Below are 22,827 nucleotides of genomic sequence, written 5' to 3' on the forward strand. Positions count from 1 at the left end.
AAAGCCTCAAATGATTGCAGAGCAATTATTTGAGGTTTTGAGAATTCTGAATTCTTTTGAAATTAAATCCGATCGAATATCTGCGGAATGTGGGTTATATGCTCTTCATCCCGATTTTCCGGGATTAGCTGAGTCTGAGAGTCTACGTCAAGATCCGATACAGCGGGTTGAATTTTTAGAGAAACGCTTTGCAGAAGATATTGGTGATGCTCGATTCATTCCTTACCTTCAGTTACATGAATATGAGGCATATCTCTTTTCCGATCCAACGTGCTTTAAGTACCTTGATACTGGACGGACAAAAGAGATTAAAGTTCTCCAATCTATCGCAAATGAATATCAGACACCTGAGTTCATCAATGATGGGCTGCAAACAGCACCTAGCAAACGTATCATAACTCAGTTCCCTGATTGCGGAAAAGCGAAGTCTGTTTTTGGATCGCAGTTAGCTGAACAAATCAGAAGGCGGCTCAGATGATGGGGAAAGCTTATCGTCTGTATCCCGATGATTGTCAAATTTATCGGGGGTTGTGTGAGATTTTACCCGTTGCGAACTCTCCCCTAGCCCCTCTGCTGGGAGGCGAGGGGAATGTAGTTGAGGAGATGCTGAGGCGCTTTCCTGAACGTTGGAGTGTTTGGGCGATCGCGGGGCGGGTGTTGGTGGAATGCTTTAAAGAGATTGAACGAGGGTGTAGTGTTTCTGAGCAGGGGACGAAACTACAGCCTCAGTTAGCTGATGCTTGGTTTCGTCATGGGCGGGTGTTGGCTTTGGCTGGGAAGCATCGGGAAGCGGTGGAGGTGTTGGAGAAGGGATGGGACTTGTTACCAGATGGGGGTTATATCCAATCAGTCCCGGCGGCGGTGTGGTTGGGGGAGAGTTATCGGGTACTGCGGGATGTTGGGGCTAGTAAGTGGTGGGAAGCGGTTGTTGAGGGATGTCGGGAATTGAGGGAGTTTAATCCGGCTATGGCTGATTACTGGTTAGGGAGAGCTTTGGTGGGGTTGGGCGATCGGTTAGGGGCGAGACAAGCTTATGAGAGTGCTTTGAGTCAGCAGTTGTTGTATCCGGCTCGTGGGGAGGTTGAGAAGATTTTGAAGAGGTTGAAAGGTAAGGGGAGGAAGGGTTTTGGAGGTTGAGGATGGGTTTTGGGGGGAGAACATTTGCCTGTAACTCGAAAAATTCCCAAATTGGGGTTGGGAAACGTCTAATATATGTAAATCAAAAAACGAAGGAAAGAAAATCAGCCATGTCAACTCAAAAATCAGACATACTAATTGAAGAATTACCCATGCCAATGCAAGAGTCAGCCCAGATAGTTCAAGACCTTTTCTCTTTTAATGACCTCCCTTACGTGAATTCAAGCCCAGATAGCGTTAGGGGAAAATTTAAACAGATGTTTAATAATGTGCAGCCAGATGGGATTGCAGTAAATAGTGAGACTTATTTCAATGCAGTCAAACCAGCGATCACCGAGCAATATGGTCATCGTTGCTACAAAGTGCTTGGTGGGTTTAGTCGCGTAGAAAGGGACGGCAAACCTCCTGAACAAGCAATTGTAGGGACAAATTATGCATATAATTACAGTAACGAGGAGGCTACAATATCACTGGAAGTGAAAGGAGAATGGTCAGAGCAAACAAGCTGGTCATCTTCTACAACAACAGGACTGACAATATCATCGGAGTTTACTCTTGAGGGTGTGTTCAAGATGGGAACTTCGTTTTCTATAACAACAACAGTAGGAAGATCCGACTCGAAGAGCGTGACTAGAACAGTTACAGCTGGTGTGTCAGTGAAAGTTCCCCCAATGAGCAAGAAAAAATTAACAATGGTAGCGACGATGAAACAAGGGATAATGGACTTAGAGGCTCCCATAAGTGTACAAGGATCTTTCGGAGCAAATTTCCCAAAGCGAGTTAACGGTCATTATTTCTGGTTTGCGGATGCTCGCTCAGTCCTTAATTCTACAAGTGGTACGCTCAAGGCAACAGTCAAGCAAGTTGCGTATTTTGATACTCACACAGAAGTTGGTAAGGCGGAGCCAATATAACCCTATAGCTTTAGATATAAACCCAAAGAGTTGGGTGTGATCAATTTCTTTCTAGACCAACTCTATAACCATCCTATCTGATCTTGTAAGCAGAATTAGCCTTAATGTTTAATGTTGTTTGTGATTCATTTAGGATGGCTATATTTTAGGAACGGTTAATCTCAACACCAGAATTGTTCTGGAATCCTGCCGTTCTAGCATCCATTTTTTAATGTGTAACTATACCAGCGCGAAGCGCTATATATGTAAGAGCGAGTAGAACTATGAAAGTATTCAGAAATATTGCATTAATGGTGCTAATTGCCATTGGATGTTTGGCATTTACCTCATCACCTGCCCGAGCGTTTAACATCTATAACTACAGCTCGGTATCCGTTAAAGCCAAGGTACCAGATGGCGATTTTGTCCAAAATATTCCGTCTAACGACAACAGAGCATGTAACTGGTCAAATAAAGGCTGCAATCCGTCAGGTCAACGGGAGGCGATGTTACAGGTCTGGATTGAAACCGACAGGGATTTCCTCTGTATTCTTCCCTTGCAGGCTGGTGGGTATGCAACTATCGAAGAAGTGAAGAATTCGGGTGCAAACAGAAACGATTTGAAGTGTAAAACCCACTACTTCGGTCACAGTCGATACCCTGACCACACGCTCACGGCAAACACCCCTTATGGTGCTGGCGGGTTGTATCCTCGAAACATCCACTTTTTGGCTACTGCCGATCCGCAATACGATAATGGAAATAAATCCAAGAAGGAGGTAGCAGACAAGGTTTTACAGGAGATGAAAAGTCGCCTGAAAAGTACCAATGATATTCGCGGCATCATAGTTGCTGGTGACTTAACGCAAAATGCCAGAACGATCGATGAGTTTAAGTGGTACCAACAAAGCATTGAGGGACAAGCACGCTTTGTGTTCGATGGACTGGGCAACCACGATCTAGAAAGTACAGGTATCACTTCAAATCCGTCAGGAGTCATCAATGACATCAAAGCAAGAAAGCGCGGGACACGTCTTTCTGGTTGGTTGAATGAGCATTATTCATGGGACTGGGATGACGTACATTTTGTCCAACTTAATCTCTTTCCTAGCAATCAACCAGCGCCCCAATTTCCGAAGCTGAATCCTAATAATAGCCTGTCGTTTCTCGCTGAAGATCTACGAACCAAAGTTGGTTCATCCGGACGACCAGTAGTGCTTATTTCGCATTATGGATTTGATGGCTTTTCAACAGCGACATCTGGTGAAGTGTGGTGGACAGAACAACAAAGAAAAGACTTTTGGGACACAATTGCCCCTTACAAGGTCGTAGCAATTTTCTCAGGACACCTCCATCCTGCACCCCAAAGTAGTTGGGATTACCCATTTTATCGTCCTAGTGGCACATCGAATGGATCCTCTTATATTCCCGCATTCGTCGCTGGCGCAACTCGTGAGGGAGCATTTATCGATGTTCAAATTATTACAGATAAGCTTATTATCCAACGGATGGGTATTCAACCTGGTGAGACAACAGCTAAACTGTATGACAGGAAAGAAATTACTCTCCCCATAACAGATAACCAACAAAATCAAACGGCTGAATAAAGTGCGATCGCCCGATCTTGTAGGGTGCGTTACACTTCGTTAACGCACCATCGGTATTATTATCATTAAATTGGGTGGATTATGCTGTCGCTAACCCACCCTAATTTTTATTGCTATTACGGCTCTTGTCATGCGATCGCTGTTTGTTTGATTTATTTACGGGAGAGCGTAGGCGAAGCCCGTCGTAGACATCGCTTTTTTGTAAGGAGAAGTGCGATCGCGAAGCGCTGCTGCAAGCAGATCGCAATTTAAGTTTCTGGTTCATCACCTAAGAGTTGATCTATACTTTGAAGTGTTTGTTGAGAACAACGACGCACACGATGAATACGCACAATTCCTTGCTCTTGCTCAACTGTTTCACTAACAGTAAATAAAATATTGAATTGCTTTTTATAAAGAAGTTGGTGTACCTCTATTCCCATATACTCACTTTCGATAACATGAGCACAACGCCTGGGAAAGTTTTCCAGCGTCAACATAATTTCATAACATCCTCTTACCCAGCGATAAGCATTTTCCGGTGAATCTTCCTTGAGCAAAAGAAAAATACTTTCACTTATCAGCTACCGCAGTAGGAGATATTTCAATCTGGTAAGCCATATTTTTCCCGAAGTTCTGCGCTTGCTTTAGAGCTATCCCTTTCCCTTGCTCAAATTCTTCAATACTTCTGCGGATACCCACAATAGATTCCAGTAACTCAAGCCGATCGAGAAGTTGCTGGTAGCCTTCAGCATCTTGAACAACGGCAGTAGCTCTACCATTAACAGTTAGAACTATTGGTGCTTTAGTTTCTTTAAGTCTTGCCAGGAAAGCTTTTGCACCCCGCTGGAACTCTGAGAGAGGATAGATGTCACTCAGACTGAGCATAAGATTTTCATGAAATTATCAACTAATTTCATGCTAACAGTTGGCAATTGTTTTGTCTATTGGGCGATCGTCGGTGCGATGTCTGCGATGCCCTCTCGCTCTCTGAGCGATCGCCTTGATGATGGGAGATTGAGTGCGATCGCCCTTTGAGTCTTTAACCTTAATTGTTTTTGTTTCTATTTTTGCTAGAATAGAATAGAATAGAATACAATACGGTTCACTTAAGACCGCCATGAGGGTAAAACACTATGAAAAATAGATACTCTTGTTTGCTTTGTTCCTCGCAATGAAAATCTTAAGTGAACCGTATTGGAATAGAATAGTAATTAATCTCAAACCCACGGATCGAGCTTAAACTCTTCCGCTAAAAAATCAATAAAACTACTTATTTTTGCCGGATAAAACCGACTGCGACGATAGACTGCATGAATTGGCAAAGGAGTCGGCTGATAATCCTGCAACACAACCTTGAGTTCGCCCCGGTAAATCTCATCACCAAACATCCACACCGGAGCGACAGCAACGCCCAAACCCGATAACACTGCCGATCGAATAGCAACAGAACTATTAGTTTGAAAACGACCCCCAACCCGCACCTTAATAGTGCCATCTGTTCCTAGAAAATGCCACTCGTTGCCCGTTGCCAAAGGGGTATAGAGAATACAATCATGATCCACTAAATCATCCGGTGTTTGAGGTTCTCCCGCTTGCTCAAAATAGCCTGTGGTGGCCACTGTGACGCGGCGGGTGGTGCCGATCCGATGGCTAATTAAGGAACTATCCAAATGATTGCCAATGCGGATTAAAAGGTCTAAACCATTCTCTACAATGTCCACAAAATAATCCGCCATCATCAGATCGATTTTGACATCGGGATAGCGTTTCATAAAAGCTTTTAAACGGGGGACAATCTGCATTTCCCCAAACAGCACGGGACAGCCCAATCGCAAAATACCTGTTGCTCGTTCTTTTCCTGTTAAACTTGCCTCCGCTTCGGCGACGGTTTCCAAAATTTGCTGACAGTATTGATAGTATCTTTTCCCCTCCTCAGTCAAACTCAAATTGGTAGTTGAACGAGTGATTAGTTGTACCCCCAGATATTTTTCCAGAGCGGCGATTTGCTTGCTAATTGTCGGTTGCGTCGTCTGTTGTTCCCGCGCTACGGCCGAAAAACTCTTCATTTCGATCGCCCGAACGAAAGTCTGCATACAGGCAATTCGATCCATACAGTACCTATTCCAAAATGGCATATAACATATTCTATTATGCCTCCTTCTCAAAAAAATTGAAATAGATGATGATGTTCGCATCAACCATTCTCACCAAAAAACGAAGATGTTAAAACTCAAATCCCTCAGTCCTCTGTTCGCCACCCTCGCTATTGCTAGCGCTATCAGTGCGGGAGATGTAGCTGTACATAGCTTTTTGCCAAAATTCCAAAATACGGCGATCGCCGCCCCGGAAATGACGGTTCAGCAAAAAATCGATATTATTAGTAAAAGTAAAGGACAAGTTGGTAGTGGCGACCAATTGCGACGATTTTTCTATGGTGATTTATTACCATTAGGAGTACAACCCGGTGGAGCAGGTATGGTGGTCAATCTCTACAACAAGGCCAACAATGTTACCTTCTCTTACTGTGCCACCTACGATGTTGTTGTCGCTGTGAAACAAGGCAGAGTTGCGAGTTTTCCCGCCGCTGAAGTCAAGTAATTTGCCTGTTCCCTTGCTGATGCTAAGTAAGGGAAAATTCCAGATATATATAGTTGAATGGATAATATTTAACATGGAACTTCAAGACATCTTGGCATTGTTACATCCGGCGATCGCCATTATTGTGGTTTTTCCCTTAATCGGCATTGTAGTGAATCGCGCCCTACTCACCCGTCAACGCCGTCTGCAAGTTGCTGGTGGCGAAAAAAGTAAAATTCCGCCAGTGGTAGGTTCCGAGCACGTAGCGATCGGTAGTTGGCTGAGCGGCTCCGTGGTAGGGGTTGCCCTACTGGGAATGGCCTATCCCATCTTCTCAAAAATGCTCAGTAACGACACCCTTACTAAAGAACCATTTCGAGTCTTTTTTGCGATCGCCATTTTCCTGTTAAGCATTGCTTCTTTCACGCTACTATTTAAGGCAAAAGTTAAACTGTGGCGAGGCATTTTTGCCACTTTAACTGGCATGGGATTGATTATTTTAGGGTGTCAGCCAGAAAATTATCGTCAAGATAATGAATGGTTTGTTTCCCATTTTTACTACGGTATTACAGCCGCTTTATTGATGATTTTTTCAGTGGCGATCGTCCAAGATATTTATCAGGATAGACAAAATCGCTGGCGCACCGTTCATATCATTCTCAATTGTTTTGCTCTGCTGCTATTTATCGGTGAGGGAATGACTGGTGCCAAGGCTTTATTAGAGATTCCCCTCCATTGGCAATCACAATATATTTATCAATGTGATTTTACTAACAAAACCTGTCCTCAACCCAAATAAAACGGTAAATTTCAAATGATTAATTCTAGACTTTTTGCCCTAGAAGCTCATGTTCATTTCTCTGAGCAAGTCGCTACGGTGACAGAAATTATTGAGACGGAAAATTCTAGCATCGCTATTTGGGGAGTCAGGCCTGGTCAAATTGTGCAAGCTCATTTGCACCCGGATGGACAAGATACTTGGGTGATGCTCCGGGGCACTTTGACATATTATTTAGGCAACGGTCAAAGCCAAATCTTGAATGCTGGTGAAGTTGCTATTGCAGAAAAAAATCAGATTCATGGGGCAGTGAATGACCATAGTGAAGATGCTCTGTTTGTCTCCATTTATTCTGCTCCCCAAATTGGTTACGAACAGGCATCACCTTAAGCTAACTTGTCTGTTAACAAAATCTCATAAAATCCCAGTCTTCTTATGATGAATTAACATTTTTGCTAATTACATCAAGTCCGCTCGATTACCAGTAATAAAAAAGGTTTGTAGTGCGGACTAAAGTCCGCTCTATGTTGCGGACTAAAGTCCGCACTACGAACCGATATTATTGGCTTAATTAAATTACGGAAGATAACCATATAAAATTATGAATATTGTTAATGGAGTTTCTAAGATTTTAATGCGACTTCCCAGCAACATATATCTTGGAATTGCTGTTTTGATTTTTGCAAGTTCTAATTCCTTAACTCGTAAAATCGTTGAGATTGGACAAGCTCATGCTATGAATGGTAGAAATCCTATCTCACTCTGCAATGTCTTATTTGTGGGCAATATCTGTGCTTTGGGGTTAATGACTCTAATTTTTCATCAAGATTGGCAACCGCAGACTCTGAAAGCTTTGACTGGTAAAGATTGGATTAGTTTAACCATTACAGGTATTTTATCGGGGGCGATCGCACCAGCGTTAGTTTTTAGTGCCCTGGGACAGACAAATGTTACCAATATCGTTTTAATTGGGCGCCTCGAACCAATTTTAACCCTGATATTGGGTGTTTGGCTGTTGGATGTGCGGGTAAATTTTTGGGCAGGTGCTGGCAATGTGATTTCCTTAGCCGGGGTGATAGTGACTGCTGTTTTAGGGAGTTCAGGCCAAAGGATGACGATGGCTGGATTTCAAATTGGAACAGGAGAACTTTCTGTAGCGATCGCCGCTATCATTGGTGCGATTTCGGCTGTTGTTGGTAAACTGCAATTACAATCAATTCCCTTGGGAATTTTTAGTATTTATCGCAATATTCTAGGGACGGTATTTTTTTTCATATTAGCTAATTTCCTGTACGGGCCAAACCATTTTGCTGAAGTTTTATCTCCTTTTCTTTGGCAATGGATGATCGTCTATGCGGCGATTATTGTCGTCACGGGTAAATTATGTTGGTTGACTGGTTTGAAAAATGCGACTTCAACGGAACTAAATTTAGCCAATTTAGTGAACCCGATTGCAGCTATAGTGATGGCTTATTTAATTTTAGGGGAAGCTCCTACTTTAGCTCAATATTTAGGGGGAAGTTTATTTTTGATCGGAATTATCTTCGGTTTGATTGGCTACCGATATGAGGCTAAAGTAAATCGAGAATTAGTTAAACCCAGTCCTCGCGATGCAATGGAAATGCCGATCGGTTTCCGGGGAGTTTAATATTTTTATCGGCATTTTTAAGTAGCCCAAAGGCTAATAAACTCACTCCTAGACGCATTTCTGGCCAAAGAAACCGGGTTTTTTACCTAATCTGATGGCTCCAGCCAAAGATTTTAGCAAAAAAACCCGGTTTCTGACCTCTTTCGATTTTTGATTAAAGAATTGGAGATGACTGGCTGGATCGGGATTTGGATCTGAGGTACATTGGCATTTTTTATTAAATGGGTATCAATACTCAATAGTTCAAAATATCAGTGGCTCGCCCTTCAATTCGGTAGGAGCTCTTCTTGTCTGTAGCCCGATCGCTCTTGAGAGAGAGTGCGATGCTTTTTGGTTGGGCGATCGCCCGCGTTGTACTATACTGTCCTCTGTCCGAGACGACTAAAACCCAGAAAGGGTATATCATAACCTTAACCGGATCATTTCTTCCCCAAGGATATGTTCTACTGCTCGAATCCAAGGTGCTCTAATCCTTTCAATCCCGACAAATCTAAATTTTGTCAAACTTGCGGCCAGCCCGACCTCACGCCTCTATTCAGGAACCGCTACCGCGTGATTCGAATGTTGGGCGAGGGGGGATTTGGCAGAACTTATGAAGCGGTAGATATCGATCGCATGGACGATCCGTGCGTCATCAAGCAGTTTATGCCCCAAGTTCAGGGAACATCAGCACTTCAAAAGGCTACAGAACTGTTTAAGCAAGAAGCTAAACGACTTTACGAACTCGGCGAACATCCCCAAATTCCTAGATTAATTGCTTATTTTGAACAAGACAAGCGACTTTATTTAGTACAAGAATTGATTGAGGGGCAAAATTTACTGGCTGAATTAACTCAGCAGGGAGTTTTTAGCGAAGAAAAAATTTGGCAGTTGCTGGCAGATATTTTGCCGATTCTGAAATTTGTGCACGATCGCAATGTCATTCACCGAGACATCAAACTTGAGAATATCATCCGCCGCCGCACCTCCCCCAATCCATCTTTAAATGCAGCAAATTTTAGCAATTCCGCTTTTCGCAGGGGAGCGCGCCGAGAGTTAGTTTTAATTGATTTCGGCGTTTCCAAACAAGTGACGGGTTCGCTGATGAGCAAAGTAGGTACGACGGTAGGAACGCCCGGATATTCGCCAGTCGAACAAATGCGAGGTCAAGTTTTCCCCGGAAGCGATTTGTACAGTTTGGGGATAACTTGCCTGAGGCTGCTAACTCAATGTTTGCCAAAAGTTGACGGTTCCGATGACCTTTACGATCCGATAAATGGCGGATGGATTTGGAGAGAAAGGTTGCCCGCCGGTACAAAAATCAGCAGCGAGCTGGCAACAATTTTAGATAAATTAATTCAAGATTATCTCAAAAATAGATATCAATCTGCTGATGAAGTCATCAAAGCTTTAAATCTCTATTCTTTACCTCCCCAACCCCATTTTGTCAAGGCGGGACAACTTACTTTAAATTCTGCTCAGACCAAGGCTGCCCTACCTCCCCTCAATGCTTATCTAACCGAGGGAGGAAAACTTGCTATCAATACCCCGCTCAATCACAGCGCGCAAATCAATAGCAATATCTCTGTGAATTCAAGGGTAAAATCTAACACAAATCCGCCTCCTAACCAGGTAACGCCAAAGATTGCTGCTGTCAAAAGCAGTTTTGAATTTCAGGTGGTGACAGTAGACAATCGCGGGCAGCAAACTCATGTTAAAAGTGGCAAAGCGCATTTTTTTGAAGAACATCTCGGCCGCAGTACAGTCATGGAAATGGTATCTGTTCCTGGCGGTACTTTCCTGATGGGTACTCCAAAAGATCGGGGTGACAGCGACGAAAAACCGCAGCACTCAGTAACTTTAGCACCTTTTTATATTGGCAAATTTCCCGTCACTCAGGGACAGTGGACAGCGGTTGCAGCGATGCCGGAAATTAAAATATATCTCAATCCCGATGCTGCCCGTTTTAAAGGTGTAAATCGACCGATAGAAAATATATCTTGGTATGAAGCGATGGAGTTTTGTGCTAGACTTTCTCGCAAAACTGGTAAGCTTTATCGCTTGCCTAGCGAGGCCCAATGGGAATATGCTTGTCGGGGGGAAACTTCGGGGCCGTTTCACTTTGGGGAAACGATTACTAGCGAGTTAGCAAATTACAACGGAAATTCTAATTACGCTGATGCACCGAAGGGAGTTTATCGCTTTCAAACTACAGATGTTGGTAGTTTTAAACCGAATGCTTTCGGATTGTACGATTTCCACGGAAATGTGTGGGAATGGTGCGCGGATGCTTGGCACAGTAATTACAACGGTGCGCCTGTTGATGGCAGTGTTTGGGAGTCTGGCGGCGACTTTTCGCTGAGGTTGTTGCGGGGGGGTTCTTGGAACGATCATCCTCCGAATTGTCGCAGCGCGTGCCGCCTTAGATATCAGCCGGATTGCAAGGCTAGTATTGTGGGTTTTCGTGTGGTTGTTTCTGTTGTTTGATAAGAAGAAGGAAGAAGTTCGGCAACGGATGCAAGTAACGGATGTAACGGATGTAATGGATAGAAGCAAGAGGGAAGAGAGAAGTTCGGCAACGGATGCAAGTAACGGATGTAACGGATGTAACGGATTTCATGAAGAAGTAAGAAGGAAGAAGGAAGAAGACATACGCAGGAAGCTTTTTACAGAGGCATATTTTACGCTTAATTAGTCATCAAAATGGGAGGACTAAAGTCCGAACGATCAAACCAATTATAAAACAGGTTCGTAGTGAGGACTTTAGTCCGCATAAATCCCAGGACTAAAGTCCGAACGATCAAACAGCAGTTTTTACCTTAAGTAGCCTTCTTCTGAGGAGCCTTCATGCGTTCTACACTCATCGCAGCCACGCTCAATGTCACGACAGCCATGCCGAGAATTGCTACAGGCTGCAACTTCTCATTGATAATTATAAACCCGAAGAGTGCGGTCATCGCCGGCCCCAAGGTGCCAATTACTGACGCTAAGGCCGCCCCCGCGAACCGGATGGCAAAATTGTTCAAAAGATAGCTAAAGAGTGTCAGTACCCCTAAAACAACGCCTCCTACAATCAAACCAGGCCAAACATTTGGGTCGATTTTAGGAGCCAGGTTCTCTGACAGTGGCACCCACAAACTGAGGGCGGAAAATACAAAAATCGCGCCGAAATTAACTAAGCTAAAAGGAATCGGGTGCAGTTTGCCGGCAGCCATTTGCGTCAGCAATACGTAACCTGCAAAGGTAATCCCAGAAGCCAGTGCAGCGGCGACTCCTACCTCGACATTGCCACCGCCGGGAGCTGGCGCTGCAAAACTCGGCGATCCAACTAAAATCAGACCTGCGGTAATGCCGAACATCGCCAAAAAGCCGATCGTACTCGGACGAGCGCCAAACAAGAACCAAGAACCCAGTACGGTGACGATCGGGTAAATAAAGAAAATTGTAATAGCAATCCCCGCCGGAATATTGCCGATCGCCAAATAAATCAAAACCTGAGACAAAAACAGAAAAAATGCGCTTCCTAAAACCTTGCCCCACAAAGATAGATCGCGCGAGTAGAAAAACCGTTTAAGATCTTTCCAGACATTCGGATACAGAAATGTTGCCAATATTGGCATCAAAGCCATCACCACGATCAGCCGCATCAACAAAATCAATAGAGAATTTCCAAAACCCCGAGTCACCACCCCATCAAGCTCAAACACGCCAAAAATCATCCGAGGATTTCTGCTTTTAATTAGAATTCTCAAACAAACATTAAACAGCGACAATACCACCGCCGAAGACAAAGCCAGAATCAAACCTGCTTGCACTTGAGAAGTGGCTGTTGCGACTGCCGTAGGTGCTGCTGAAGGCTGTGGAACGGCTTGCCGCGGCCCATCCGCAGGTGTTGGCGGCAAAACTTGCGGGCGGATAGAATTAACCGAATTAGTTGCTTCCTCGGCATAGGAATCTTGAGCATCGAAAGGATTGTCAAGATATTCTTCTTCTGCGAGTTCTTTCCGAATGCGGTTGACGAGATTTTGTAGCAGTTCTTCCCCTTGGAGTTCGAGGGTTTTCATGTTGTTGAGCCGCATGGATAGCTCGCTTTCATAGCTGCTCAAATCTTGTTCTAGCATCTGGAAACTGCGATCGATCCGGTCATCCAGGGCCGCCAATAACTCCGAGGCCCGCTCGTCATAGTTGCTCGGGGGCATGGGTATGGGGAATTCGCCGCTGGGAATTGGGCTGCTGAGAGAATGGCCCGAGTTAGCGCTGAGTTCGTTGAACCGCTGCACCAACAAATCCTGCAAATTGTGAGCCAAAACTTGAGCCAACTGCTTCAGCCACAATTGCTGCTGCTGAATGTATCGCCCAGATAGAGATTCCATTTGCTGGGACTGCAATTTGCGATATTGCTCCCGGAGGCCTTCAATATCTTCAATCAGGTGATTTTTTTCAGTTTGCAGCCGAGTAATGTCCTGGTTTAACTGACCTTTGACATTTTCATGCAAAGCGTCCAGTTCCTGCATCACTGAGTTTAGGACTTCTTCTGCTGATTGTGCATCCCCTGCGTCGCCTTTTTGCGAGTATCTGTTCCGGTTCGCCATTAGCCTATAACCTCTAATTTAAACTGCACGTTCACTGTTCTTAAGTAATTGGGCTGCATCATGTCGCAAGTTCTAGTAAGTTGCTCTCAAAGATTGGGGGTACTGTTGAATCTATAGTAGTCGCTAAGGTAGAAATGTGAGAAAATTGCGATCGCCCGAAGAACACTTTGTGCAACTAGAAATCATACTACAGCGTCACGCTGAAGCACTCGAAGCCGAAGTCCGAGCTTTGCAAGCAGCCGACGAAACCGCCCAGTGGCCCCCTGACTGGAAGCGTTGCTATAATTGGCGTTTCGCTCAAATTTTCGCGTCTGTGAAGATTTTTCGCAACTGGGGTGCGGATGCTGCGGCTTGGAAGCTTTTGCCGCTGCGAGAATATCCCAGTCGATGCAATCAGAAGGATTAGTCATCCCGATTTTTTGACATACCTCCTCGTCCTTTCATGAGCGAGGATTCCTTGACACTTCGCTGAGATGTGCTGGCGAACCAGTCTTACCCTCTCTCCATGTCCGTTTAGAGTCTCCCAATGCCCTAGGTTGACTTTTCTATTTTGTTGTTTTACAAGCTAAAAACTTGCTTTTGCTTCCAGGTTGGATTTTCCATTGCCTTGGAGCTTCCCCTATTTCTGATCGCAACTCTGACAGGACTTTCAACCTTGTTGTTTATTTCGGAGTATCTTAAATCCGGGCGGGTCAGTGACCATTTATATTTTAGCGCAAAGCCGTGCTAGAAGCACGGGGTTTTAGACCCATTTCTTTGATAAAAAGCGTTTTTCTAGGAGTGCGATCGTCCCGCTCGCTTGCGTATCTAGCGAGCAAGATGCTCGCACTCCTATGAAAGCTCTGATTGGGATGTTCCCGTGTCATCTGCGTTTAACTACAATCTCAAATCTAAAATCCATTGGGCGATGCTGAAAATGCTAGCACCCAAACCGGCGGCGATCGGGATTGTCACCACCCAAGCCGAAGCAATTGACTGCAAAGTTTGCCAGCGTACCGATTTCCAACCTTTAATCAGCCCGACTCCCACAACTGCACCGACTAAAGCGTGGGATGTGGAAACCGGCAAACCCAAACGGGATGCTAATAATACTGTGGTAGCGGTGGCTAATTCCGCGCAAAATCCGCCGCTGGGTTGCAGTTGGATGATGTTTTCGCCGACTGTGGCGATGACATTTTTGCCCCAGATAGCTAAACCGATGACGATTCCTGTACCTCCGAGGACTAAAATCCACAGGGGAACGCTGAAATCCTCTAGGGGAAGGGAACCTGTGCGCTGGATGTAGGCGATCGCAGCTAAAGGCGCAACTGCATTCCCTACATCGTTGGAACCGTGTGCAAAGGCCACAAAACAAGCACTGAGCACTTGAAATCTCGCCATTTGTTGCTCGATCCGAGAGTGGGAGAGTTTGGGAGATGGGGAAATATTCACCCTTGACTTGTTCTTGTTTCTATCCTTTACATCCGTTACATCCGTTACAAAAGAAGCGGACGTACCTTCCTTCTCTAATTTTTTCCAACTATTGAGGGAAAGCCCGATCGCCCCAATACTGCCGATAGCAATGACAATATCGTGAATTGGCAGATTCCAGCCAAATCGATCGCGCGCGAAGTCGATCGCCCCTGTCTGCACGAAAGCCACATCCACAACAGACGGCAATACAATTATCCCAAATACGCTCAGCAGCGCTGCACTCAGCCAAGGTATCCACTCGCGCAGTTGAAATAGAGGATCGGGGCGATCGAGAATCCAATACTTCACCGCACTATAAAATAGTGCGGCTAAAGCACCGCTAGCAAAAGGTGTCGCCACCCAAGTTAACGAAATCCTGCCGATAATCGGCCAATCAACCGCATGAATTCCGGCTGCTACCCAGCTAAAACCTGCGATCGCACCCACCACCGCATGAGATGAAGAAACCGGCAAACCTCGACTGGTAGCGATTTGCAGCCACAAGCCGCAAGCAGCTAGCACTGACACCATCCCGATTAAAAATACTTGCGGTTTGTGGGCGAACACTTCTGCATTCACAACTCCTGTAGCCAGAGTTTCGGAAACTCCTTGTCCGAACAGCACGGCGCCGGCAAACTCCAGTATGCCTGCAACAATGATTGCTTGCCGCAGCGTGAGCGCCTTCGAGCCTACCGATGTTCCCATGGAGTTCGCGACATCGTTGGCCCCCAAGTTGGCGGCGACGTACAAAGCTAGTGCTGCGATCGCCCCGAGTTGCAGAAATACGACCAAGGAGGTATTTAACATAGAAGTTTTTTGACATAAATCTGGCAGTTGGATATATGATAAGGGATTGTGAGTTTTGGAAAATCCCATGAAAGGCGCAGAAATAATCCGCTCGATCGAGACGGAAGAAATAAATAGAGTCAAGGTAGAACTAAATAAACAGCTCCCCGAAATTTACGTAGGCGACACCGTGCGCGTCGGCGTGAAAATTAAAGAGGGTTCCAAAGAACGGGTTCAGCCCTACGAAGGCACTGTGATTGCGATGCGTAACGGCGGCATTAATGAAACAATCACCGTGCGCCGCGTGTTTCAGGGCGTCGGCGTGGAACGGGTGTTTTTGATTCACTCTCCCCGCATCGCTACCGTCCAAGTCATGCGCCGCGGTAAAGTCCGCAGAGCCAAACTTTACTACCTGCGCGATCGCGTGGGCAAAGCTACTCGCGTCAAACAGCGGTTCGATCGCTCCCTGTAGGAATGCACCCAGCTTCCTCTTGGAGAGACAGAAAATGGGAAATTGAAAAAATTAAAAAAAAGTTTCCCATTTCCGAGCGCACTGTGTTAAAATAGAAATCTAGAGGTTAAGCAAATTTCAGCAACCTCACCTGTGCGCTCTTAGTTCAGTTGGTAGAACGCAGGTCTCCAAAACCTGATGTCGGGGGTTCAAGTCCTCCAGGGCGCGCTGAATCACCAAAATTTTAATTCTGCCCGAAAGCGCCCGGATAATTGGCTGGAAACAGCCGAAACCGCAGACTTTCGGGTAGAATTAATTTTTGTGGGCGGTTCGCAACAAAGGCCATCAACAAATGCTCGGTGTTGTTTCTCGATCGCCTTTGAGGGCGATCGGCACATACACCGTTAGATGGGTTGAGCTTGTAAAAAAGTGCTGGCTTTCGATTTGAGATTTTGGACTTGGGCGTAAGTGGTTAGTGTCAAAAAATCAAAGAGCCGCGAGCCACTCACAAAATCTAAAATCTAAAATCTAAAATCTGAAATCGCAAGGGGGATTAGATCGTGGCGAAAAAAGACGAAGCTCAAGAAACTCAAGAAATGACTGCGCCTGGGTTCGATCCTGCGGGTTTTTTTAAGGAAACTAGAGAAGAACTCGACAAAGTGGTCTGGCCGAGCCGCCAGCAGCTAATTAGCGAGTCTTTGGCCGTGCTTTTGATGGTAATCCTCTCAGCCAGCCTGATCTATTTGGTGGATAACTTCTTTAACTGGGGCGCAGGAAAGGTGTTTGGGCCATGACTTTTGCATCAGAAGAATCTGATTATTCCACAGAAGCGACGGGACAGGCAGCATCGCCAGATGTGCCGGAGATTCAGGCTCGCTGGTATGCTGTTCAAGTTGCCTCTGGCTGCGAGAAGCGGGTGAAGGCAAACTTGGATCAGCGGATTCAAACTTTGGATGTTGCCGATCGTATCGTTCAAGTAGAAATTCCGCAAACACCGGCGATCAAAGTCGGCAAAGACGGTTCCCGGCGGCAGTCAGATGAGAAAATCTTCCCCGGTTACGTACTCATCCGCATGTTTATGGACGAGGATACGTGGCAGGTGATCAAAAATACCCCGAATGTAATTAATTTTGTCGGGGCAGAGCAAAAACGCCGCTACGGGCGCGGCAGGGGTCACGTCAAACCGCTACCTCTGAGTCATTCGGAAGTAGAACGGATCTTCAGAAACGCTCAGGAATCAGAACCGGTTGTCAAAGTATCGATGGCGACAGGAGACCACGTTGTGGTACTTTCCGGGCCGTTTAAGGATTTTGAAGGTGATGTGATTGAAGTTAGCCCGGAACGGAACAAGCTCAAAGTTTTACTCTCGATTTTTGGGCGCGATACGCCTGTAGAATTAGAGTTCAATCAGGTTCAGAAACAGAACTAACTAATGGCAAAGAAAGTTGTTGCAGTAATTAAGTTGGCGATTACAGCGGGAAAAGCCAACCCAGCTCCTCCGATCGGCCCGGCGTTGGGTCAGCACGGCGTCAATATCATGATGTTTTGCAAGGAGTACAATGCTAGAACCGCAGACCAAGCAGGTCTCGTGGTTCCGGTAGAAATTTCGGTTTTTGAAGACCGCAGTTTTACGTTTATTCTCAAAACCCCCCCGGCTTCGGTTTTGATTCAAAAAGCTGCTGGCATTGCTAAGGGTTCGGGTGAACCTAATCGCAAGCAAGTAGGGAAAATTACACAGGCTCAGTTGCGAGAAATCGCTGAAACTAAGATGCCTGACCTTAATGCTAATGATGTTGAAGCTGCTATGAAAATTGTAGCGGGAACAGCTAAAAACATGGGCGTGGCGATCGCGGATTGAAGGAAGTTCGGCAACGGATTTTGTAACGGATTTAACGGATAGAAAGCCCTTCGGCGAAGCTGAGCCGGTAAAAAAAAGGAAGAAGGAAAAGGGAAAAGTTTTTTCTCATTCGCAATTCTTACTTGTCAATCTGAAATCCTAAATTGCTAATCCAAAATTCCTGAATTTAATCGAAAATCCAAAATCGAAAATCGAAAATCGGTTCAGGGGGAGAAGCAAAGCTTCGCTAGTAACCGAAAAGTTGTAGATTTTAAGATTGTCCGATCGGTTCAATCTAAAATCTAAAGTCTAAAATCTAAAATCGACTGACCCCAGAGATAACAATGGCAAAGAAAGTATCGCGAAGACTGCAAGAACTTCAAAAAAAAGTTGAAGAGAGACCTTACCTACCGCTGGAAGCTCTGCAACTTTTGAAAGAAACAGCAACGGCCAAGTTTGGCGAATCTGCTGAAGCTCACATCCGTTTGGGAATTGACCCGAAATATACTGACCAACAGTTGCGGACAACTGTATCGCTGCCAAAAGGCACTGGTCAAGTAGTCAGAATTGCGGTGATTGCTAAGGGCGAAAAAGTTAAAGAAGCTCTGAATGCCGGCGCGGATATTGCTGGTTCTGAAGAGTTGATCGAAGAAATTCAAAAGGGCATGATGGACTTTGATTGTCTGATTGCTACTCCAGATGTGATGCCTTTGGTGGCAAAATTGGGTCGGTTGTTGGGCCCGCGCGGCTTGATGCCTTCTCCAAAAGGCGGTACGGTGACGGCTGACGTTGCTCAGGCGATTAACGAATTCAAAGGTGGTAAACTAGAATTCCGTGCCGATCGCACAGGCATCGTTCATGTTATGTTTGGCAAGGCAGCTTTCTCAGCGGAAGATTTGTTGGTCAACCTTCATGCTTTGCAAGAAACTGTTGACCGCAACCGTCCTTCGGGCGCTAAAGGTCGCTACTGGCGCAGTTTGTACGTATCCGCAACCATGGGCCCGTCGATCGAAGTCGATATCAGTGCTCTGCGCGATACCAAACTTGATGCTGCTTAGAAAGTATTGAGCATTCGGCAGAAGGTAAAAGACAGCTTCGGCTGTCTGTGTAAATCTCTTAGGAGATTTGCTTCCTACCCTTGCTATTGTCTGCCGGATGGTGATAGCCTAATCAAAAATCAATAAGCTGAAGACCGCAGGTGCCGAGTGCTTAATTTCCTGCCGAGGCTGAAGAAATAAAAACTCAAGAAAATAAATTAAAAAGTTCTATCTTTTAATTCCTAATTCTTAATTTTTAATTCTCTGCCCCGGCTATAAGGTTGGGGTTTTTGATTGGCAGTTTGAGATCCTAAAAGGAGGTGAAATTAGTATGGGCAAAAGTTTAGCAGTAAAGAATGAGATTATTGCAGACCTCAAGCAAACCTTGAGCGAATCTCAATTGGTAATCGCGATCGACTACAGAGGCTTAACTGTTGCTGAAATCACAGATTTGCGGCGGCGTTTGCGTCCGAAAGGCAGCAGTTGCCAAGTGGCAAAAAATACGCTAATGCGGATTGCTGTTGAAGGCAATGAAACATGGGAGCCGATACAGGAATTGCTGACAGGTACGTCGGCGTTTATGTTCGTGCAAGAAGATATTGGCGGCGCGATTAAAGCTTACCAAGAATTCCAAAAAGTCTCTAAGAAGACTGAACTTCGCGGCGGCGTGATGGAAGGACGGGTGCTGAAAGAAGCTGATGTTAAAGCATTAGCGGATCTGCCGTCGAAGGAACAGCTCATGGCTCAAATTGCTGGCGCTATCAACGGTGTCGCAACTTCGTTGGCTGTGGGTATCAATCAAGTTCCAACTTCGATCGCGCGCGGTCTCAAAGCTTATGCTGAAAAAGAGGGCGATTCGGCAGAAGCACCAGCAGAAGCACTAGCAGAAGCAGAAGCATAAACTGCTTAGTCATTAGTCATTAGTCTTTAGTCATTAGTCTTTAGTCATTGGTGTTGATTGACACGCTGACGAATGGAGACAAGAGACTAATAATTAACGATCGCAAATCCAAAATCCACAATCCAAAATCTAAAATCGAACTAGGAGTTCAAAAAATGTCTACTGCAACTGACGAAATCTTGGAAAAACTGAAGACTTTGACTTTGCTCGAAGCTTCTGAATTGGTCAAGCAAATTGAAGATGCTTTCGGCGTCAGCGCTGCTGCTGTAGGCGGCGGCATGATGATGATGGGCGCTCCGGCTGCTGCTGCTGAAGAAGTAGAAGTACAAACTGAGTTCAGCGTGATTCTTGAAGAAGTTCCTGCTGACAAGAAAATCGCAATTCTGAAGGAAGTCCGCGCGATTACCGGTTTGGGTCTGAAGGAAGCGAAAGACTTGGTAGAAGCCGCACCTAAGCCCGTTAAGGAAGCTATTGCTAAGGAAGCTGCTGAAGAATTGAAGAAGCAGCTTGAAGCTGTGGGCGCCAAGATTGCTATCAAGTAGTCATAGACTGTAGAAGACTCGGCGGTTGAAACCGCGTCGATACATACAAAACCCGCATTGCCAAGGGTTAAAGATGAAGACTCGGCGGTTGAAACCGCGTCGATACAGACATGCACGCGCCTCCGCGGGTTCAAGACTCGGCGGTTGAAACCGCGTCGATACAGACAAAACCTGCCTCCGCAGGTTCAAGATTCGGCGGTTTGAACCGCCGTCTTTTTCTTGAGTCTGCGGAGGCGGACATTGTTTGTGTCGAAGCGGTTTCAACCGCCGTATTCGTTGTGCGATCGCAACTCCGCCTCCATCTGTCGCACGACTGTTAAAGCCGAATAGGAAACACCGGCTGTTCCTTCTCCGGGATGGGTGGAGTCGCCGACTAACCAGAGGTTTTTAATTGGCGTGCGGTTGGCAAATCCGAAGGGGCCGAAGGTTGGTATTCGCTGGCCGATGCCGCCTACAACGCCTCGATCGCGCGCCGTGTAGCGGGCAAAGGTGCGAGGTGTGGCTGATTCTTGGTGTACAATTTTTTCGGGCGTTAAATCGAAGTATTCGCTCAAACGGGCGATCGCCCCGACCGCATATTTTTGCTTCAATCCTTCATAATCCGCCGAATTCCACCACATTCGAGTATCAGTAAAAGACGAAGCAATAATTGTCGCCATTCCCTGCGGTGCTCGACCGTCGCCCCCATGGCTGACAGAAACAAATAATGAATTATTCTCCCCAATCTCCCCGTCGTAGTCGTATAGAAACTGAAGGTGCGGCGGACAATTTGCCGGAATTGCGCTTTCATGCACTCCCAAATATATCACAAATGCGCCGGATGCGGGCGGCAATTTATCAACTCGATGTTTGTAGCCTGCCATTTGATTTGGCAGTTGGTTTGTTGTCTCGGAATTATCTGTTAAAGTTTCTAAAACAGGCTCGCTTGACATCAATTTTACTAGATTTTGCGCGGTCACGTTGGCAACAATGCGATCGCCAGTTTCTGTCCAAACTTCGCCTGTTTTTTGATTGCGAATCACTGTACCCGTAGCTTTGCCGTTAGTTGTGACAATACTTTCGACTGTATGCCGCAACAGCACTTTGCCGCCGTAAAGCTCGATCGCACTTACCAGGCGATCGCTCAACACCTGCATACTTCCTTGTAAATGATACAATCCCTGCGGCTCTTGGCTTACTCCTAAAGCCGTCGCCGCGTAAAGCAGCGCTGTTTCTTCGGTATTAACTTGGGAATACAATTTTAACTGCAAATCCAGAAAAGTTTTCAAGCGCAAATTGTCGCCCAAACCGCACAAGCGCAAAGCATCTCCCACCGTCATAAAAGTGAAAGGCAAAGTAATTAAAGTATCGGGCCGAACTGCTTGAATTAATTGCCAGAAATCCCAGAAATTTCTGGGCGGCAAAACTGGATCGCGCCCTTGAAATTTCCAGCTAGCTTGGAACAATGCAGACAATAATTGCCAAAAAGGTTCGCTTCCGGGGAATTGTTTTTGTCTTTCTTGTTTCCACTTTTCCGGATCTCGCCACACGCTAATCGGTGTCGTTTCTCCCGGCAAAAATACCGCACAAGCGGGATCGCAGGGTGTGGCGGGGGGAAGTTCTATTTCTAATTCTGAGAAAATTCGGTGGTGAATGCCTCCGGGTTCCAATCCTGCAACCTGCGTGGCGCCGACATCGAAGGTAAAGCCTTTGCGTTTGAAGGTGGAAGCGCATCCTCCGGGGACGATCGCCTGATCTAAGACTAGCACTTTGTATCCTCTGCGGGCGAGCAGGGCTGCTGCTGTCAGCCCGCCGATGCCGGCTCCAATTACCGTGACGCGGCCCTTGGTGTCTGCTGCACTGGATTTGCTCTGGGGGGTGCGATCGCTCATCATAATTTATTTATTGTAATATTTCTTAATATTATGCTCATATTTTGGAATAAAAAGCTTCTCCAGTTACACCCACAGTCCGGCAGGGACTTAAGTCCCAGCCTCAAAGTGAAAGTCCTCTGAAGAGGACTGAAGAACCGATTAGTTGTATGGAAGACGACTCTTGCATACAACCAAAGAACTCCTGAGTCCTCTTCAGAGGACTTCTGCTATTAGCCAGGGACTTAAGTCCCTGGCGGTCTTTCGGGCCCGAATTGACATTAATGGACACGGCGCACCGTGTCCCTAGCGACAGCTAAACTTTTAAGAAATGGTTTTAGAATCAGGGACGGCGCCACTTGTTGAGATAAGCTTCGCCAATCCCAGCCACAGCTTGCATTTGAGCTAGCTGTTCCCGTAAAGCTTTGATGGTTCTTAGCTGTTCTTGAGACTGTTGCTGCAAAGCCTCGTAATTTCGCTGTTTCGCAGCACTCTGGCTCAATTGATCTTTTAGAGAGTGGAACTCGGTCAGTTGAAGTTGCAAGTTGCCGATCGCACTTGACTTTTCTGCTAACTCGTGCTGCAAAGCTTCGTAACTTGACTTCGATACAGTTTCCTGCAATTGGCTTTCGAGATTTTGCTTGTCGGCTAATTGCTGCTGTAAAGATGCGATCGCACTTTCTTTTTCGCCGAATTGATGCTGCAAAGACTCCAACTCGCTCGATTTGGAGGCTAATTGCTGCTGCAATTCATTGGCCCAATGTTCTTTTTCGCCGAA

At 45.8% G+C, this 22,827-nt stretch carries 26 protein-coding genes, 1 tRNA gene, 1 pseudogene and 1 other annotated feature; of the genes and pseudogenes, 20 read left to right on the plus strand and 8 right to left on the minus strand.

Translation table 11 applies throughout. The features are described 5' to 3' along the window. From JGK39_RS23380 to JGK39_RS23395, 4 genes are all read left to right on the plus strand, one after another. The coding region (locus tag JGK39_RS23380; protein WP_293297488.1) for a DUF4276 family protein at positions 1 to 478 on the plus strand (478 nt) is incomplete at its 5' end. Next, positions 475 to 1,137 (plus strand): hypothetical protein, encoded by a 663-nt coding sequence (locus JGK39_RS23385; protein WP_293297491.1) that lies wholly within the window; start codon positions 475 to 477, stop codon positions 1,135 to 1,137. The genes JGK39_RS23380 and JGK39_RS23385, both read left to right, overlap by 4 nt. 110 nt (positions 1,138 to 1,247) lie before the next feature. Continuing rightward, positions 1,248 to 2,051: a hypothetical protein gene (locus JGK39_RS23390; protein WP_293297494.1), complete on the plus strand. Its 804-nt coding sequence runs from the start codon at positions 1,248 to 1,250 to the stop codon at positions 2,049 to 2,051. Between the two features lie 263 nt (positions 2,052 to 2,314). Beyond that, the gene (locus tag JGK39_RS23395; protein WP_293297497.1) at positions 2,315 to 3,637 is read left to right on the plus strand and encodes a metallophosphoesterase; all 1,323 of its coding nucleotides are present in this window, start codon (positions 2,315 to 2,317) and stop codon (positions 3,635 to 3,637) included. A 248-nt stretch (positions 3,638 to 3,885) separates the two neighbouring features. Here the strand turns inward: JGK39_RS23395 and JGK39_RS23400 are convergent, their stop codons facing one another. After that, complete coding sequence (locus tag JGK39_RS23400; protein ID WP_293297500.1) at positions 3,886 to 4,176, minus strand: type II toxin-antitoxin system RelE/ParE family toxin; 291 nt, start codon at positions 4,174 to 4,176, stop codon at positions 3,886 to 3,888. Positions 4,177 to 4,189: 13 nt separating this feature from the next. Further along, positions 4,190 to 4,504, minus strand: a complete 315-nt coding sequence (locus JGK39_RS23405) for a type II toxin-antitoxin system Phd/YefM family antitoxin (RefSeq protein ID WP_293297503.1) — start codon at positions 4,502 to 4,504, stop codon at positions 4,190 to 4,192. Positions 4,505 to 4,513: 9 nt separating this feature from the next. Between JGK39_RS23405 and JGK39_RS23410 the strand changes: the two genes are divergently transcribed. Continuing rightward, positions 4,514 to 4,654, plus strand: a complete 141-nt coding sequence (locus JGK39_RS23410) for a hypothetical protein (protein ID WP_293297506.1) — start codon at positions 4,514 to 4,516, stop codon at positions 4,652 to 4,654. 182 nt (positions 4,655 to 4,836) lie between these two features. Here the strand turns inward: JGK39_RS23410 and JGK39_RS23415 are convergent, their stop codons facing one another. Then, the gene (locus JGK39_RS23415; protein WP_293297509.1) at positions 4,837 to 5,730 is read right to left on the minus strand and encodes a LysR family transcriptional regulator; all 894 of its coding nucleotides are present in this window, start codon (positions 5,728 to 5,730) and stop codon (positions 4,837 to 4,839) included. A 109-nt stretch (positions 5,731 to 5,839) separates the two neighbouring features. On the opposite strand from JGK39_RS23415, the gene JGK39_RS23420 reads away from it, so the two are divergent. The 4 genes from JGK39_RS23420 to JGK39_RS23435 all read left to right on the plus strand — a co-directional run bounded on the left by JGK39_RS23420 (position 5,840) and on the right by JGK39_RS23435 (position 8,622). Further along, positions 5,840 to 6,217: a hypothetical protein gene (locus JGK39_RS23420; RefSeq protein ID WP_293249424.1), complete on the plus strand. Its 378-nt coding sequence runs from the start codon at positions 5,840 to 5,842 to the stop codon at positions 6,215 to 6,217. A 73-nt stretch (positions 6,218 to 6,290) separates the two neighbouring features. Then, on the plus strand, positions 6,291 to 6,995 hold the full coding sequence (locus JGK39_RS23425) for a DUF4079 domain-containing protein (protein ID WP_293249427.1): 705 nt from the start codon (positions 6,291 to 6,293) through the stop codon (positions 6,993 to 6,995). Between the two features lie 15 nt (positions 6,996 to 7,010). Beyond that, complete coding sequence (locus tag JGK39_RS23430) at positions 7,011 to 7,364, plus strand: cupin domain-containing protein (protein WP_293297512.1); 354 nt, start codon at positions 7,011 to 7,013, stop codon at positions 7,362 to 7,364. Between the two features lie 211 nt (positions 7,365 to 7,575). Next, the gene (locus JGK39_RS23435) at positions 7,576 to 8,622 is read left to right on the plus strand and encodes a DMT family transporter (protein ID WP_293249433.1); all 1,047 of its coding nucleotides are present in this window, start codon (positions 7,576 to 7,578) and stop codon (positions 8,620 to 8,622) included. Positions 8,623 to 8,857: 235 nt separating this feature from the next. On the opposite strand, the gene JGK39_RS23440 is transcribed toward JGK39_RS23435, so the two are convergent. Continuing rightward, positions 8,858 to 9,028 (minus strand): hypothetical protein, encoded by a 171-nt coding sequence (locus tag JGK39_RS23440; RefSeq protein ID WP_293249436.1) that lies wholly within the window; start codon positions 9,026 to 9,028, stop codon positions 8,858 to 8,860. A 32-nt stretch (positions 9,029 to 9,060) separates the two neighbouring features. On the opposite strand from JGK39_RS23440, the gene JGK39_RS23445 reads away from it, so the two are divergent. Further along, positions 9,061 to 11,088: a bifunctional serine/threonine-protein kinase/formylglycine-generating enzyme family protein gene (locus JGK39_RS23445; RefSeq protein ID WP_293249439.1), complete on the plus strand. Its 2,028-nt coding sequence runs from the start codon at positions 9,061 to 9,063 to the stop codon at positions 11,086 to 11,088. A gap of 332 nt (positions 11,089 to 11,420) precedes the next feature. On the opposite strand, the gene JGK39_RS23450 is transcribed toward JGK39_RS23445, so the two are convergent. Beyond that, positions 11,421 to 13,193 carry a DMT family transporter gene (locus tag JGK39_RS23450; protein ID WP_293249442.1) on the minus strand — a complete coding sequence of 591 codons (1,773 nt, stop codon included), beginning with the start codon at positions 13,191 to 13,193 and terminating at the stop codon, positions 11,421 to 11,423. A gap of 136 nt (positions 13,194 to 13,329) precedes the next feature. On the opposite strand from JGK39_RS23450, the gene JGK39_RS23455 reads away from it, so the two are divergent. Beyond that, positions 13,330 to 13,599, plus strand: coding sequence for a hypothetical protein (locus tag JGK39_RS23455; RefSeq protein ID WP_293249445.1), 270 nt, complete (start codon positions 13,330 to 13,332; stop codon positions 13,597 to 13,599). Between the two features lie 470 nt (positions 13,600 to 14,069). Here the strand turns inward: JGK39_RS23455 and JGK39_RS23460 are convergent, their stop codons facing one another. Beyond that, positions 14,070 to 15,452 carry an inorganic phosphate transporter gene (locus JGK39_RS23460; RefSeq protein ID WP_293249448.1) on the minus strand — a complete coding sequence of 461 codons (1,383 nt, stop codon included), beginning with the start codon at positions 15,450 to 15,452 and terminating at the stop codon, positions 14,070 to 14,072. 67 nt (positions 15,453 to 15,519) lie between these two features. Between JGK39_RS23460 and rplS the strand changes: the two genes are divergently transcribed. From rplS to rplL, 9 genes are all read left to right on the plus strand, one after another. Beyond that, on the plus strand, positions 15,520 to 15,903 hold the full coding sequence (gene rplS / locus JGK39_RS23465; protein ID WP_293249451.1) for a 50S ribosomal protein L19: 384 nt from the start codon (positions 15,520 to 15,522) through the stop codon (positions 15,901 to 15,903). 134 nt (positions 15,904 to 16,037) lie between these two features. Next, positions 16,038 to 16,110: transfer RNA gene (locus JGK39_RS23470), tRNA-Trp, on the plus strand. Next, entirely contained in the window at positions 16,081 to 16,290 is a 210-nt protein-coding gene (locus JGK39_RS23475; protein WP_293186750.1) for a hypothetical protein, read from the plus strand. Before JGK39_RS23470 ends, JGK39_RS23475 begins: the two co-directional genes overlap by 30 nt. A 152-nt stretch (positions 16,291 to 16,442) precedes the next feature. After that, positions 16,443 to 16,676 carry a preprotein translocase subunit SecE gene (gene secE, locus JGK39_RS23480; protein WP_293128199.1) on the plus strand — a complete coding sequence of 78 codons (234 nt, stop codon included), beginning with the start codon at positions 16,443 to 16,445 and terminating at the stop codon, positions 16,674 to 16,676. Beyond that, positions 16,673 to 17,311 carry a transcription termination/antitermination protein NusG gene (gene nusG / locus JGK39_RS23485; protein ID WP_293249454.1) on the plus strand — a complete coding sequence of 213 codons (639 nt, stop codon included), beginning with the start codon at positions 16,673 to 16,675 and terminating at the stop codon, positions 17,309 to 17,311. The genes secE and nusG overlap by 4 nt, the downstream gene beginning before the upstream one ends. Positions 17,312 to 17,314: 3 nt before the next feature. Next, positions 17,315 to 17,740: a 50S ribosomal protein L11 gene (gene rplK, locus JGK39_RS23490; RefSeq protein WP_194061482.1), complete on the plus strand. Its 426-nt coding sequence runs from the start codon at positions 17,315 to 17,317 to the stop codon at positions 17,738 to 17,740. A 323-nt stretch (positions 17,741 to 18,063) separates the two neighbouring features. Continuing rightward, complete coding sequence (gene rplA, locus JGK39_RS23495) at positions 18,064 to 18,777, plus strand: 50S ribosomal protein L1 (protein ID WP_293249457.1); 714 nt, start codon at positions 18,064 to 18,066, stop codon at positions 18,775 to 18,777. 109 nt (positions 18,778 to 18,886) lie between these two features. Beyond that, positions 18,887 to 19,058, plus strand: a sequence feature (ribosomal protein L10 leader region). 29 nt (positions 19,059 to 19,087) lie between these two features. Beyond that, on the plus strand, positions 19,088 to 19,657 hold the full coding sequence (rplJ, locus tag JGK39_RS23500) for a 50S ribosomal protein L10 (protein WP_293249460.1): 570 nt from the start codon (positions 19,088 to 19,090) through the stop codon (positions 19,655 to 19,657). A 155-nt stretch (positions 19,658 to 19,812) separates the two neighbouring features. After that, the gene (rplL, locus tag JGK39_RS23505; protein ID WP_293249463.1) at positions 19,813 to 20,199 is read left to right on the plus strand and encodes a 50S ribosomal protein L7/L12; all 387 of its coding nucleotides are present in this window, start codon (positions 19,813 to 19,815) and stop codon (positions 20,197 to 20,199) included. Between the two features lie 260 nt (positions 20,200 to 20,459). Here the strand turns inward: rplL and crtD are convergent, their stop codons facing one another. Next, positions 20,460 to 22,073: a C-3',4' desaturase CrtD gene (gene crtD, locus JGK39_RS23510; RefSeq protein WP_293249466.1), complete on the minus strand. Its 1,614-nt coding sequence runs from the start codon at positions 22,071 to 22,073 to the stop codon at positions 20,460 to 20,462. A 319-nt stretch (positions 22,074 to 22,392) separates the two neighbouring features. Further along, positions 22,393 to 22,827 (minus strand): annotated as a pseudogene (locus tag JGK39_RS23515) (CopG family transcriptional regulator); the annotation flags it as partial.

The sequence above is a fragment of the Microcoleus sp. PH2017_12_PCY_D_A genome (assembly GCF_020738565.1).
Taxonomy (GTDB): Bacteria; Cyanobacteriota; Cyanobacteriia; order Cyanobacteriales; family Microcoleaceae; genus Microcoleus.

What these genes read in the sequence shown, in the direction of transcription:
- JGK39_RS23385 (WP_293297491.1), top strand. Translation starts at nt 475, where the DNA reads ATGATGGGGAAAGCTTATCGTCTGTATCCCGATGATTGTCAAATTTAT.
- JGK39_RS23390 (WP_293297494.1), top strand. Translation starts at nt 1,248, where the DNA reads ATGTCAACTCAAAAATCAGACATACTAATTGAAGAATTACCCATGCCA.
- JGK39_RS23395 (WP_293297497.1), top strand. Translation starts at nt 2,315, where the DNA reads ATGAAAGTATTCAGAAATATTGCATTAATGGTGCTAATTGCCATTGGA.
- JGK39_RS23405 (WP_293297503.1), bottom strand. Translation starts at nt 4,504, where the DNA reads ATGCTCAGTCTGAGTGACATCTATCCTCTCTCAGAGTTCCAGCGGGGT.
- JGK39_RS23410 (WP_293297506.1), top strand. Translation starts at nt 4,514, where the DNA reads ATGAAATTATCAACTAATTTCATGCTAACAGTTGGCAATTGTTTTGTC.
- JGK39_RS23415 (WP_293297509.1), bottom strand. Translation starts at nt 5,730, where the DNA reads ATGGATCGAATTGCCTGTATGCAGACTTTCGTTCGGGCGATCGAAATG.
- JGK39_RS23420 (WP_293249424.1), top strand. Translation starts at nt 5,840, where the DNA reads ATGTTAAAACTCAAATCCCTCAGTCCTCTGTTCGCCACCCTCGCTATT.
- JGK39_RS23425 (WP_293249427.1), top strand. Translation starts at nt 6,291, where the DNA reads ATGGAACTTCAAGACATCTTGGCATTGTTACATCCGGCGATCGCCATT.
- JGK39_RS23430 (WP_293297512.1), top strand. Translation starts at nt 7,011, where the DNA reads ATGATTAATTCTAGACTTTTTGCCCTAGAAGCTCATGTTCATTTCTCT.
- JGK39_RS23435 (WP_293249433.1), top strand. Translation starts at nt 7,576, where the DNA reads ATGAATATTGTTAATGGAGTTTCTAAGATTTTAATGCGACTTCCCAGC.
- JGK39_RS23440 (WP_293249436.1), bottom strand. Translation starts at nt 9,028, where the DNA reads ATGATATACCCTTTCTGGGTTTTAGTCGTCTCGGACAGAGGACAGTAT.
- JGK39_RS23445 (WP_293249439.1), top strand. Translation starts at nt 9,061, where the DNA reads ATGTTCTACTGCTCGAATCCAAGGTGCTCTAATCCTTTCAATCCCGAC.
- JGK39_RS23450 (WP_293249442.1), bottom strand. Translation starts at nt 13,193, where the DNA reads ATGGCGAACCGGAACAGATACTCGCAAAAAGGCGACGCAGGGGATGCA.
- JGK39_RS23460 (WP_293249448.1), bottom strand. Translation starts at nt 15,452, where the DNA reads ATGTTAAATACCTCCTTGGTCGTATTTCTGCAACTCGGGGCGATCGCA.
- rplS (WP_293249451.1), top strand. Translation starts at nt 15,520, where the DNA reads ATGAAAGGCGCAGAAATAATCCGCTCGATCGAGACGGAAGAAATAAAT.
- JGK39_RS23475 (WP_293186750.1), top strand. Translation starts at nt 16,081, where the DNA reads ATGTCGGGGGTTCAAGTCCTCCAGGGCGCGCTGAATCACCAAAATTTT.
- nusG (WP_293249454.1), top strand. Translation starts at nt 16,673, where the DNA reads ATGACTTTTGCATCAGAAGAATCTGATTATTCCACAGAAGCGACGGGA.
- rplK (WP_194061482.1), top strand. Translation starts at nt 17,315, where the DNA reads ATGGCAAAGAAAGTTGTTGCAGTAATTAAGTTGGCGATTACAGCGGGA.
- rplA (WP_293249457.1), top strand. Translation starts at nt 18,064, where the DNA reads ATGGCAAAGAAAGTATCGCGAAGACTGCAAGAACTTCAAAAAAAAGTT.
- rplJ (WP_293249460.1), top strand. Translation starts at nt 19,088, where the DNA reads ATGGGCAAAAGTTTAGCAGTAAAGAATGAGATTATTGCAGACCTCAAG.
- rplL (WP_293249463.1), top strand. Translation starts at nt 19,813, where the DNA reads ATGTCTACTGCAACTGACGAAATCTTGGAAAAACTGAAGACTTTGACT.
- crtD (WP_293249466.1), bottom strand. Translation starts at nt 22,073, where the DNA reads ATGATGAGCGATCGCACCCCCCAGAGCAAATCCAGTGCAGCAGACACC.